Here is a 13,620-nt window from a genome sequence, read left to right as displayed (position 1 = left end):
GAGCAATGTTGCTGCGTAAACTATCTTGGGTTTGAATTCGACATATGCATTAATTTTTGCTGAATTGTGCCGATATATAAAGTATAATATATCCATATTGCTTGGGACTTTTGGTATATGACCAAAGCACGATAAAGGGGGAGACTAGACATTCATGAAAGCAGAAGTAATTAATCCGTTTCTAGAGTCTGCACGGACTGTTATAGAACAAGTAATTCAGGTCTCGCCTTCTACGGGGAGTTTAGGCATTAAAGAAATTGAACTGATCGATAATCATATATGGATTCAAGTAGGGATGACAGGCCAACTGAGCGGAAATATTATATTTGGTATCGCGGAGCAGGTAGCCTTGCGAATGGTATCGATTATGATGGGTGGCTTTGTGATCACCGAGATGGATGAGATGGGTCAAAGTGCGATTTCAGAGCTGAGCAATATGATCAGTGGGAATGCCAGTACCATTCTATATAATCAAGGTGTTTCGGTGGATATAAGTCCTCCTCAGATTATGAAGATGGAAAGCATGTCTTTTATGCCTCGTAAAGCGCTTAGTATTCCGTTGTTGATGGATGGGGTTGGAGAGATGGATATTCAGGTGATGATCTCTTAGGCAAGAGTTAGGAGCTGAAATACTTTTCATGGTACTCAAAGATAAGGTTGTTGTGATTACAGGAGCGTCAAGCGGCATTGGTGCATTAACAGCACAGATGCTTAGTAAAAAGGGGGCAATCCCCGTCCTGGTAGCACGTTCTGAAGCGAAGCTGAAAGAAACAGCGGCCGGTATCCCGGGCGTTTTTGGACTGTACACCTGTGACGTAACAGATGCTGAAGGTGTTCAAAAGACCTTCGCACAAATTTTGGCCGCATATGGCAGAATTGATATTTTGCTAAATAACGCAGGGTACGGCAAATTTGCTGCTTTTACGGAGATGGAGCCTCATGAATTTGACGATATGATGGATGTTAATTACATGGGGATTGTCCGGTGCACGAAGGCTGTTGTTCCACATATGCTGGAGCGGGGAAGCGGCCAGATTGTAAATGTGGCTTCCATGGCAGGGAAGATAGGCACAGCCAAATCTGTAGCCTACACAGCTACCAAACATGCTGTTCTCGGATTCACAAATGCGCTCCGTCAGGAGCTGCGGAAGAGTGGAATTATCGTCTCGGCTGTGAACCCGGGGCCTATCGCCACCGATTTTTTCAAAACGGCTGACCCGTCTGGCAATTATGAGAAGAGTGTAGCCCGGATGATGATGACCCCAGAGCATGTATCTTCCAAGATCGTTAAGGTTATGGAGACCGGCAAAGAAGAGCTCGATCTTCCGGGTCTGGCAGGGTTTGGCATACGGCTTTACGGGCTGTTTCCTCGCCTGGCGGACAAGCTTACTTATAATGCGATGAACAGAAAATAGACCCTGTTGTCAGCTTTATTGGCCTTCCATTTGGTGGAGAGGCCTTTTTGGCATATAATGAAGATATTATCTCAAGCGAAAAGGATGAATTACACTTATGAATAAAGCTTCTTTTGCGGCTATCGGCATTCAGGAAGACCTCATTGCCCGGTTGTCGGAATTCGGCATTAACGCTCCATCCCCGGTACAAGAGCAGACTATACCGCTTCTACTAGAGGGAAGAGATGTTATTGCAGCTTCCCAGACTGGAACGGGTAAGACGCTGGCCTATCTATTGCCGCTGCTTCAAACGATTAATCCGGAGCAGAAGGTGGTCCAAAAGCTGGTGCTCGCCCCTACACAGGAGCTGGCGATGCAAATCTTACGCGAGGCGGAACGTTATGGTGAACAGCGCGGAATCCGAGTTATGGGTCTTATTGGCGGGGCCGCAATCAAACGCCAGATTGACAAGCTGCGTGAGCATCCACAGCTAGTTGTGGGAACGCCTGGGCGGATCCGCGAGCTGATTGGACTTCGTAAATTGAAGATGCATGAAGTCAGTACAATTGTTCTGGATGAAGCGGACCAAATGTTCCAGCTTAGCGGAGCAGGCGAAGTCACAAAAATTGTTAGCAGTGCGCTGCGTTCACGCCAGCTCGTTATGCTGTCGGCAACGATCGGACCAGAGACGAAAGCGCTGGCTAATCGTGAAATGAAGAACCCGGCAGAGGTCGGAATTGCTCCAGGTGTAATGACAGCTGAAAGTTTGGAGCATCATTATGTTGTTGCTGAAGAGCGTAACAAAATGGACATGCTGCGCCGGGTGATTCGCCATTACAATCCCGATAAAGCGATTGTGTTCGTGAATGCTACAGATGATATTGCCGAGGTTGAGGCTAAGCTGAATCATCTTGGGCTTACTGCGGCAGCACTCTACGGAGATGCCGATAAGGTAACGCGCAGCAATGTATTAAAAGGTTTCCGGGAAGGTAAATTTCGTGTGCTTGTTGCCAGTGACGTAGCTGCCAGAGGACTGGATATTGAGAATCTTTCTTTGGTAGTTAGCTACGATCCGGCTTTTGATTCTGAACATTATGTACACCGTGCAGGCCGTACCGGACGGATGGGACGCCGCGGCTTATCTGTAACAATTGTTACGGAGCAACAGACCTTTATCATGCGGAAATTCGCCCGCGAATTGGATATTGCGCTTGAGGAGCGGGAGATGGTCGGTGGTAAGGTGCTTGCAGCAGATGAAGCGCGCAGCGCTTTGCGCAATGGACGGGGACGGAGTAGTGAAGGCAGTGAACAACGCCGTGATGGATCCGCTCCACGCAGCGGCAAGCCGCCTGTTAGCACATCTGGAGCCTCCAATGTTCAGTCGCCAGCCGTTGGAGCAGGTACACCGCCTGCCAAAAGAATGGCTACGATTAACACAAGTGAAACAACAAGCGGAGAACAACAGCGCGATCCACAGCGCAGCGCGAATCCTTCTGCGGGAGCACGCGGAGATGCGACACCTGCACGGAGCAAACGCAGCAGCAATGCGGAACGTGAGAAGAACCGTAAAAATAAAGGAGCTCCAAAGTGGTTGAAAGACAAAACTCCGAGAGGTGACGGTCAATGAATAATGCTCCCGTATTGCAAATTACGGGTCTCAGTGGTGGGTACAGCCTGAATAAGCCAGTGCTGCATGATATTGCACTTCAGGTGCAGCCTGGCGAAATGGTTGGTTTGATTGGTTTAAACGGAGCAGGAAAAAGTACGACGATGAAGCATATTCTAGGATTGATGTCGCCCCATAAGGGCGATATCACCGTACAGGGCAAGACGCGTGCTGAAGATCCCGTTGGATACAATAATGCGTTGTCTTTTGTACCGGAATCGCCGCTACTGTATGACGAAATGACGGTTCGTGAGCATGTTGAATTTACTGCCAGAGCTTATGGGGTAGATCAAAAGGATTATGAATCCCGCACCTCGCATCTTGCCAAGCTGTTCCATATGGAGGATAAGATGGACACCCTATCGACCCATCTATCTAAAGGGATGAAACAGAAGGTTATGATCATGTGCGCTTTCGTTGCACGACCTGCATTATATGTCATCGACGAGCCATTTTTAGGATTGGATCCGCTAGGTATCCGCTCCTTGCTTGATTTCATGATGGATCTAAAGAACTCTGGATCGTCGATTCTGTTAAGCTCTCATATTCTTTCCACAATAGAGAATTATTGCGACCGTTTTATTGTATTGCATAAAGGTAAGGTGATTGCACAGGGTACGTTGGCGGAAATAGCGGCAACTGCCGGGCATCAGGGGCTGACTTTGGAGCAGCTGTTCTACGAGCTGGTTCAGGGAGGGAAATAATATGGATTTGAAAGAGCTGCGGCGCACGCGGCGCGGTCGATTCATGGGAAGCATGCTTCCTTATGTGGGATATATCATTCAAAGCGGCGTAGCCATGGTCTTCCTGTTCGTGTTGATCGTCTTCTCTGCTTGGTATACATCGCTGTTACAAAATGTACCTGAAGGCATTCCCATTCGCTGGATTATGTTAGCATTACTGTTGCCTGCGACAGTGCATAGCGGCTTCCGAACCTATTTGCAGACACCGGATACGATCTTTCTGCTGCCTCAGGGTCACCGCATGAAGGAATATTTTGCACCCTCCTGGGTCAGTGGAAACGTGTGGAAGATCATTCGTTTGTTATTTGTACTGATTACCCTTTGGCCGTTGTACATACGTACAGATGATTCTCCCAAGCGACTTTTATTTACAGTATTGATCCTGATTGCTGTGAAGCTGATCGCGAGCTATGGATTATGGAAAGAGATAGCTATGCTGTCACGTCCGATGGCGGGTGTGTTTGCTTTCTTGCGCTGGGCAGTTGGAGGTTTGATTATTGCCGCTTGGCTGTGGCAGCCTGCCGGCCCAAGCCTGATATTTATGGTGTTATTGGCAGCAGCCTATCTTGCTGCACTGTCTGTGCCTGGGCGTCACGCTGTGCCATGGGAAAGACTGATCGCCATGGAAAACAATCAAGGTGCACGTGCGCTGATGGTTCTGGGCTGGTTCGTGGATGTACCGGGCCGTGAGCAACGGGTGTATTCCCGCCGTTATCTTTCCAAATGGGGCGCTAAGCTGCCTTGGCGTAAGGATACTGCTTATCGGTATCTGCTGACCAAAAGCTTTGCCCGGGGCGATATCTTTGGAATCATTATGCGGATATCGGTGCTGGCTCTGCTGCTGAATTGGTGGAACCGTGATAGTTACTTTGGCACCGGAATTTATTTGTTCTTCCTGTTCATCATTGGTGTTCAATTGTCGGCACTCCGCAAATTGCATAGCGAGTCTTTTTGGCTGACAGTGTATCCTTTTCCTGAAGGCAGTAAGGCGGACAACACGACACAATTTGTATTCCGTGCGCATCTGGTTGTGGCATTGATTCTTGGATTACCTTTCTTAGCTTCCATAGGTGACCGTCTGATGCCAGTGATCTTTACCTTAGCGGCAGGTGTTGTGGTAGTCTTCCTGTTTAAAGGATACTTGTCCCGCAAAGCGGCACGATTGGATGACGACGATTTGTAAAGCAATTTCATAGTCACAATAAAAAGGCTGTCTCACAGTAGAGAAATTCTACGAATGAGAGAGCCTTTTTTTGCTGGAAGCATAATTTGAGCCGGGCAAGTCCTTAAATTTGCAAAAACGGAACAGAGTATTTAAAAAATGCTGTATGTCTTTTACCAGATAGCTCCAGCATAATAAGCCTGTATCTTACATCATGTATACGCTTCCATTCATAGGCGTAGTCATCCGTACCAACAAAACAGTATTGGGGGAGGATTCAGGCGTGAAAAGAAGATTATCAATATTCATGGTGGCGCTTTTACTATCATCCTTATTCTTGAATGTGCTTGAGGCGGGTATACCACGGGCCGCAGCGGATGCCGCAGGAGTTCCAGTGTACTATGATCCCACAAAAAGTGTGGAGGAGCGCACTGCGGATCTATTATCCCGAATGACGCTGGAAGAGAAGATTGGGCAGATGGTTCAAGCAGAAAGAGCTGCCGTCACTCCTGAGGAGGTACAGAAATATGCTCTTGGCTCTGTACTCAGCGGGGGAGGCTCATTCCCTAACGGAAAAGAAAGTGACAGTACCCGCGTTAACTGGAGAGACTTGATAGATAGCTATCAGGATGGTGCATTGTCTACCAGATTAGGCATTCCGCTGCTCTATGGGGTGGATGCGGTGCATGGACATAACAATGTCAAAGGCGCAACGCTTTTTCCGCATAATATTGGCCTAGGGGCTGCTAATGATCCCGCATTGACTGAGCTTATTGGTGCAGCTGCTGCTAGGGAAGTAGCCGCAACAGGAGCGAACTGGACATTTGCCCCAACGATAGCCTCCCCTCATAATGCAAGATGGGGTAGAACCTATGAAGGTTTTAGTGATAATCAGGATATTTCAGCAGAACTAGGTGCGGCTTATGTGTTTGGACTGCAAGGACGGACTGCTGCTGCATTGGCAGGGACAGATACAATCACGGCAACAGCAAAACATTATCTAGGTGAAGGTTATACAGATAATGGTGTAAATCAAGGCAACATCACTAAATATACCGAGCAAGAGATCATGGATAAGGATTTGAAAATTTATAAAGCAGCTGTAGACGCAGGGGTGCAGACGGTTATGGCCTCCTATCACAGCATCCAAGGTCTTAAAATGCATGCCCATAAACATTTACTGACCGATGTTTTGAAGGGTGACAAGAAAAATGGCGGGCTTGGCTTTACCGGTTTCGTGATTTCGGATTATAACGCTGTGCAGCAAATCACAGTGGATAGCGAGGGCAAAGCAGTTAGCGGATTGAAGAACCAGCTGTATGTGTCCGTAAACGCCGGAGTCGATATGTTCATGATGCCGACCGTTTGGAAGGATACGATTAAGTACATCACAGAACTTGTAGGCGAAGGTAAAATTACTACTGAGCGCATAGATGATGCGGCAGAACGTATCCTGCATGTCAAAATCGCTTCAGGATTGTTCGAGCATCCCAAAAGCGAACCGGATCTGTTGAGTGCATTTGGCTCAGCAGAAAGCCGCAAATTAGCCCGCCAAGCTGTGGCGGAGTCGCTTGTTCTTTTGAAGAACGATGAGGTAAATGGAAGTCCAATTCTATCGCAATTAAGCGGGATGGATAAAATATTCGTAGCAGGTAAAAACGCTAATAATATCGGTAACCAAGCCGGTGGTTGGTCGATCACTTGGCAAGGGAAGTCGGGCAATATAACTGAAGGCACGACGATCCTCGAAGGGATAAAGGAGGCTGTTCCTGCTTCTACAACGGTCAAATATAACCTGAACGGGCGGGGAGCTGCGGGTTATGATGCGGCGATCGCTGTTATCGGTGAGACACCTTACGCCGAGACCGATGGCGACCGGACCAGCTTGAATCTGGATGAGCAGGATCTGGCGACACTTGCGAATATACGTGCTGCTGATCCTAATATTCCGCTTATCGTCGTATTGGTGTCTGGACGTCCAATGACGATAGCCAGCCAAGTGGAAGATTGGGATGGGCTTGTGGCAGCTTGGCTACCAGGTACAGAGGGTGCTGGAGTAGCTGATGTGTTATTTGGTACTAAGGATTTTGTAGGCAAAAATCCAATTCGTTGGCCATTCACTTTGAATAATTATCCGGCAGACAATAACAGTACCAATGTGTTGTTCAAAACGGGATATGGCTTGACCAAAAATGAGAAAACACCAAAGCTTCCAACCGCTCCTGTCGATCCGGAAGCTCCAGAGATTCCTTCCCTGCCGGTTCCCGGCAAAATTGAAGCAGAGGACTTTTTGAACAAAAGCGCAGGACTGCAAACTGAAAACACGCAGGATATAGGTGGCGGTCTCGATGTCGGCTATACCTCGGCTGGACAGTGGCTCGAATATAACGTGAATGTGGCGCAAGCAGGTACGTATCAAGCCGATTTCCGCTATTCCGTTAATAGTGGCACTACAGGCATCAACATCAAATCAGCAGAGGGAACCAAGCTAGGAACATTAAGCGTGACCTCAACAGGTGGCTGGCAGAATTGGCAGACGAAAGCTGTAGAAAATGTTGTGTTTAAGAAGGCAGGATTGCAAAAGATCCGTCTGGAATTTACCGGTGGGGATATCAACCTGAACTGGGTGAGCTTCACTCGAACAGGTGATGTGCCTGTAGATCCATCAAATCCCGGAGATGGCGGGGAAAGCATTAAACATGTTATTAAGTCAGATGTAGTTAGCTCCTGGGTATCGAGTGAGCGAGATCCTTCCGATCGGAAATGGTATTATGCTGACCGTTATCAAGAGGGTGATTTGAAGCTGGAAGAGCAGGCGAAGCTGGATATTATGGTTCCCGATGTGAAGGCAGGTACAGAGATCCATATTGATCCTGACCGGAAATATCAATCTATTCTAGGGATCGGTACCTCCATGGAGGAATCGACGGTTAATAATCTGGCGAAGATGTCTGCGGCGAAGCAGGAGGAATTGCTGCGGAAAATGATTGATCCTGTATCAGGGATCGGAATGAGTATGCTCCGGTTGACGATTGGGACGGCTGACTTTACAGATAAACAATTTTATACCTACGATGATATGCCTCCAGGACAAACGGACATTAATTTGGAGCATTTCTCCATCCAAAAGGACATTGACTACCATATCATCAGCACGGTTAAAAAAATTCAAAACATCAATCCGGACATTAAGTTTTTTGCTTCACCTTGGAGTCCGCCGGGTTGGATGAAGACTACAGACAGTATGATCAAAGGCCAAGTGAAGGATGAATATCTGCCTGTACTGGCCAAATATTATCTCAAATTCGTACAGGAGTACGAGAAGCTGGGAATTACCTTTGAAGGTTTGACCTTGCAGAATGAACCTCTGCTGGAAATTGAATATCCAAGCACCAAAATGCCGTGGGAGCAAGAAGCACAGCTGGCTAAACTGCTGCGGAAGGAATTAGATGAACATGGTTTCAAAGACGTAAAGCTGTGGACATTTGATCATAATCCTGGTGACACGATGGCCTATCCAGCACAAATCCTTGGCAATCCTGAATTAGGTGCCTACGATGCGGTGGACGGAACTGCTTTTCATGATTATGGCGGTGACCTTGGTCTGATGACCCAGCTCCATAATCTCTATCCTGACAAAAATGTATATTTGACCGAACGCGCAGTCTGGGGTACCTCAGGCGCAGACCGCATTGCTCAATATTTCCGTAATTGGGCCCGCAGCTATAACTCCTGGGTAGCGATGCTGGACAGTGATATTGCCTCTCATCAGTGGACCGGAACGCCAGACCCAACCCCGATTGTGCAGGATTCGGGAGACCGTAACCATTACTGGCTGCTGCCAGAATATTATCTGATGGGCCAATATACGAAATTCGTTAAACCGGGGTACGTGCGGATTGATAGTGACTACGGCTCAAGCAGCACTGTAACGAACGTAGCTTTTGCTAGTCCGGATGGAAAAGAGATTGTGACGGTAGTGATCAACCAGACGTCGGATCCACAGCCGTTCAAATTGCTAGTGGACGGTGCGCAAATTAGTGCTGTGCTGCCGGCGAAATCAGTGGGCACTTATAGCTGGGAACGTCTGAATGGTATACAGACGGTGCCGGGTGTAGTGAATGCTGTTGATTTTGAAGAAGCGCAAGGGGTTTACACTGTAAATGAGCAGGGTTATATTGGCGGGTTCGCGCCAGACGCCTCGTCCACCTTCGACTATGTGATTGATGTTAAAGAAAGCGGTAAATATTCACTTCAATTTAAGCATGCCGCTCAATTCAGCGATGGCGCCGGAAAATCGGTGGAAATTAGTGAAGATGGTAAGGTTATCGCTACGCTTCCAATTGTGCAGCAGACGGAGAGTATGACAGATTTTGCAGATTATCAATCCTTGATCTTTCTGAACAAGGGCATTCACAAGCTCACCTTGAAGACGAACGGGAACGGTTATAATATCCGTTCATTAACTTTACGCCAAGCGCCTTCCGGATCACATGAGCTTCCTGGTGTGCTTCAAGCGCAAGACTACACTACAGCTTCAGGGGTGTTAGTGACGGGTGGTGCAGTGGGTTATACTGACCCCGGCGATTGGATGAAGTACAAGATTAATGTACCTGCCAGCGGTACCTACCCACTCTTGATCTCCTATGCTACTAATCAGGATGATGCAGAACTGGAACTGCTGACGGGAGAGGATGGAGCAACAGTAACGACAGCGACTTATGCTTTGACGAAGACGGGGGGATGGTCCAATTGGCAAATAGCTAATGGAACGGTAACCTTGCCTGCCGGGGAGCAGACGCTGACCATGAAAGTAAATGGAGCAGGATTTCATCTGCAGTCGCTTACGATCGGACCCGCGCTTCAATCGGAGACTGCTTTGGTAGAAGGAAATGAGGAGGGTGCAGAAGTTATCGTCAAGCTAGTAAATGACAAATATGCACCTGAACTGGATACCGCTTATTGGTCTATTGAAGGTTACGAGGGAACGGTTGTGGATAGCGTATACCGGGTGGATGATTATACAGCGAAGGTCGTATTAGCGGGGACGCGAGCTATTGATTTCGACACTGATCGTACGCTTACGGTTACCGCTGATGTGTATCAGACAGAATCAAATCAGTCTTTTGGCAGCGTCCATGTTCTGAAATTGCCACTTATAGTTACAGCAATCAACGACGAAGAGAGCATCAGTCTTTCTCCGAACACGCTTCCTTATCAAGTGAACGGGAATGAATTGGTAGTTAGCCTTATAGGAGGAACGTTTAATCCTGATGCCATTCAGAGCATTTCTGTCTCTGGCCCAGGTAAGGATCAGGGGCATGTAAGTATTGGGGCAGCTGCCTTACTTGACCCAACCCATGTGAAGCTGACGCTGGCATGGAATGATCATACCCCGTATTATAGTGATTTGCAGCTTACCGTGAATGTGCCTGCAAATGCTTATGCCGATTCAAGTGGTGGCGGCGTGCTGCGTGCGGAGGTTAAGCTCTTAGGAACAACTAGTGCTACAGCACCTATAGAAGTCACAAGCTTGAACGGATTGGATCAATTCTACCAGCTTCAAGGTATCACAGTCAGCGGCCAAGGCAGTGGAGCGAAGCTGACCGGCATTGATGCTGGAGACAGCATTGATTACTGGGTAAATGTGCCGCAGGATGGAAACTATGCTTTTACGCTTACCGTGACTTCCGCGAATGGTGCTCCTAAGGGCATTATTTATAAAACGGAGGATGGGAAGACATTAAGAACCGTTGATGTGCCGAATCTTTACTCGCAAACCGTTGGCATACGCACCGTTCTTCAATTGAAGGCTGGTGAACAGAAGCTGCGCCTGCAAGCTGGATCAGCAGGATACGAGCTTAGTGGTATTAAAATAGAACCTTATACTGAAGTAATCATGGATGGCACTGGTTCTTTGAAAGTGGAAGCCGAGAATTATTACGATGCTACACCCAATGGAATTCAGAGTACCTTGACTGGCGGTGTGCTGGATTTTAGAAATGTCGGGTTTACCGTTGCAGGTGGTTCCATGGATTATATGCTTGATATTATTGAAGCCGGATTTTATAAAATCGTATATCGGTATGCTACAGCACAAGGCGGAGTAAGCACTACGCTATCTGTAAATGGTACAAAACTCTCGACAGTGCCTATGCCTACTACAGGTGGCTGGTCGAATTACACGCTGGCGAGTGGTGTCGTACAACTTGCGCAAGGAAAACAGGTAGTACGGATGAACTTCAATAATGACGGTGCCAATCTAGATTGGTTCACGCTTGAACGGACGGAAGAAGGAGAGCAGCCGATTCATTCAAAGACTTCCTTACCTGTTTCTTCTTTGAAACCGGGAGCTTACAGCGGATTACAAACGATCAGCCTTACTACAGCGACATCAGGAGCAGAGATTCATTACACAACCGATGGGTCGTTGCCTACAGCAGACAGTCCACTTTATACCGGAACTATTGACGCAGCAGGAGTCACAGTTCTTCGTACGATAGCGGTAAAAGAGGGCATGGAGAACAGTTTTGTAGCTCCATTCACGTATGTGATCAGCGGAGCGGTTGATATGAAGACGGTGTCAGCACCGCAGGCTGATCCTGCCGGGGGAACTTATACAGGGCAGGTTGCTGTGAAGTTAACTACAGCTACAGCTGGAGCGTCTATTCACTACACGTTGGATGGCACTGTACCTACAGCAGCCAGCGAACTGTATAGTGGAGTGATTTATGTAGGCAAGAACAAGACGATTAAGGCGATTGCTGTAAAAGAGGGCTGGAAGCCAAGTGATATTTCCAGTTTTGAATATATCGTTTCTGCGGATAAACCTGAACCAACACCAACACCAACACCAACACCTACACCAACAGCAACGCCTGAACCAACCCCAAGTCCAACCTCTGAACCGACTACTCAGCCAACGACAGCACCAACTTCCGGAAGCGGGGGTACCTCAGGTGGTGGCAACAGCGGAACAACAGGGGGGGATTCAAGCGGAAATGCAGGCAGTGTAACAGGCAGCACCATCCTTACAGCAGCACCAGTGCTGAACAGTAATACCGGTGCGGCAAGAGCAAGTATAGACCTGGAAAGCTTGAAAAAGGCTGCTACAGCAGGCTTAAGTGGAGCAACTTCAGCGGTTACTGTTGATATACCGGCAGTAGCTAAAGCTAAGGGTTATGAGCTACAATTGCCAAACGGTATAATCTTTGCAGATGATAAGACTTCATTGGTCGTTCATACTGAATTTGGTGTGCTGGAGCTGCCAGGTAGTCTGCTGAAACAAGCGGCAAAAGAGGCAGGAACCCCATGGGTAATTACGATAACCAAGGTGGATTCAGATTCTCGCCCAGAATTTAAACTGAGCGTAACTATCAATGGCAAGGAAGCCGTATGGAACAGTTCTGACATGCGGGTTAAGGTGTCCCTGCCGTATACTCCACAATCAGAAGAACGTGGTAAAGAAGGACATATAACGATTCATAGTCTGAATTCGTTGGGGATTCTAACGGTTGTTCCAAGTGGCAGATATAACGCTGCTACGGGGATGGTTTCCTTTACAGGAATTCTCTCTGGTACGTACAGTATCACCTTTACGGAGAAGACATTCCGGGATATCGGCAAATTTGAGTGGGCCCGCAATGCGATTGAGGTGCTTGGCTCTAAAGGCATCATCAACGGAATGACAGAGGATCAATTTGTGCCTCAAGCGGAAGTGAAGCGGGGAGATTTTGTGCTCCTGCTTATAAAAGCGTTTGGCTTGGAAGGAGATAGTGCAGAAAGCTTCACAGATGTGCAGCCTGGCGATTACAGATATGAAGCGTTGGCTATGGCGAAGCAGTTGGGGATCACCACTGGTCGTCCAGATGGAAGCTTTGATCCTAACGCTTCTGTTACGCGGCAGGAAATGATGACACTGGCTGCAAAAGCGATTGCAGCAGCCGGCAGACAGCTTCCAGCCGGCAACGGAGCTTCAATGTCCAGTTTCACGGATAGCCAGCAAGTATCAGCATTTGCACGTGACAGTGTGGCAGCACTAATACGTGCTGGCCTGATCAAGGGAGACGGCTTGCGGATTCATCCACAAGGTGTTACCACCCGTGCAGAGGCAGCGGTTTTGATCTACAACCTGTACAATCTGTAATACATCAGTTGTAAAGATACTTTTAGCTTTTGGGCTGTCGCATCCGTAGATTTTCTACGTTTGCGACAGCCTTTTTTAGGTGTGGTTATTGGGTGAGTATCTAAGTTTAGAAGTTCGCATTAGCTAGATCTACATTAAGCCTGCAACTCCGCCGCCGATCATAATTATCCCCGGAGGCTTACGGACCCCGCAGACGTTATTTGCCAATATATAACCTTTATCGGGGAAATTCGGACACCAGTGGCGTTATTCCCTATGAAGAGGTTCATATTTGGGGTTTGGCATGCTAATAACGGCTTTGGGGTCCGTAAGTAAGTAAAATATGGGATTATACTGCCTTTAGGGTCAGGGGTGTCCGATAGCTGCTTTGTGCGGGCAAATGTGATCTGCGGTAACGAAGGTTGGTGCGGTTGGTGCTTAGACCAAGGTGGAATAAAAAAAGACGCGGACGTCACAGCGGCCATTATCATGACCTACTGGACACCCACGTCTATTGTAAAAAAAAGGGA

The 13,620-nt window shown here is 47.8% G+C and carries 6 protein-coding genes; all 6 read left to right on the top strand.

The genetic code is table 11. The annotated features are described in order from the left end of the window. Positions 1 to 154 precede the first annotated feature (154 nt). The 6 genes from MHH86_RS25975 (at position 155) to MHH86_RS25950 (ending at position 13,111) form a co-directional block, all read left to right on the top strand. The gene (locus MHH86_RS25975; protein WP_036679793.1) at positions 155 to 610 is read left to right on the top strand and encodes a chemotaxis protein CheX; all 456 of its coding nucleotides are present in this window, start codon (positions 155 to 157) and stop codon (positions 608 to 610) included. Positions 611 to 638: 28 nt separating this feature from the next. Then, the gene (locus MHH86_RS25970) at positions 639 to 1,415 is read left to right on the top strand and encodes an SDR family oxidoreductase (protein WP_036679791.1); all 777 of its coding nucleotides are present in this window, start codon (positions 639 to 641) and stop codon (positions 1,413 to 1,415) included. A 97-nt stretch (positions 1,416 to 1,512) separates the two neighbouring features. Then, on the top strand, positions 1,513 to 3,021 hold the full coding sequence (locus tag MHH86_RS25965) for a DEAD/DEAH box helicase (RefSeq protein ID WP_036679789.1): 1,509 nt from the start codon (positions 1,513 to 1,515) through the stop codon (positions 3,019 to 3,021). Next, positions 3,018 to 3,764, top strand: a complete 747-nt coding sequence (locus MHH86_RS25960) for an ABC transporter ATP-binding protein (RefSeq protein ID WP_036679788.1) — start codon at positions 3,018 to 3,020, stop codon at positions 3,762 to 3,764. The genes MHH86_RS25965 and MHH86_RS25960 overlap by 4 nt, the downstream gene beginning before the upstream one ends. Before the next feature lies 1 nt (position 3,765). Further along, positions 3,766 to 4,986: an ABC transporter permease gene (locus MHH86_RS25955; RefSeq protein WP_076134205.1), complete on the top strand. Its 1,221-nt coding sequence runs from the start codon at positions 3,766 to 3,768 to the stop codon at positions 4,984 to 4,986. A gap of 262 nt (positions 4,987 to 5,248) precedes the next feature. Continuing rightward, complete coding sequence (locus MHH86_RS25950) at positions 5,249 to 13,111, top strand: glycoside hydrolase family 3 N-terminal domain-containing protein (RefSeq protein WP_256717044.1); 7,863 nt, start codon at positions 5,249 to 5,251, stop codon at positions 13,109 to 13,111. Positions 13,112 to 13,620: the final 509 nt, after the last annotated feature.

The sequence above is a fragment of the Paenibacillus sp. FSL F4-0097 genome (assembly GCF_038593125.1).
GTDB lineage: Bacteria > Bacillota > Bacilli > Paenibacillales > Paenibacillaceae > Paenibacillus_AQ > Paenibacillus_AQ odorifer.
Note: the sequence above shows the minus strand (reverse complement) of the source record. Positions and strands in the feature narration are given on the sequence as shown.

Bases quoted from the DNA above. Each gene is read 5' to 3' on its own strand.
- MHH86_RS25975 (WP_036679793.1), top strand. From the start codon at position 155: ATGAAAGCAGAAGTAATTAATCCGTTTCTAGAGTCTGCACGGACTGTT.
- MHH86_RS25970 (WP_036679791.1), top strand. From the start codon at position 639: ATGGTACTCAAAGATAAGGTTGTTGTGATTACAGGAGCGTCAAGCGGC.
- MHH86_RS25965 (WP_036679789.1), top strand. From the start codon at position 1,513: ATGAATAAAGCTTCTTTTGCGGCTATCGGCATTCAGGAAGACCTCATT.
- MHH86_RS25960 (WP_036679788.1), top strand. From the start codon at position 3,018: ATGAATAATGCTCCCGTATTGCAAATTACGGGTCTCAGTGGTGGGTAC.
- MHH86_RS25955 (WP_076134205.1), top strand. From the start codon at position 3,766: ATGGATTTGAAAGAGCTGCGGCGCACGCGGCGCGGTCGATTCATGGGA.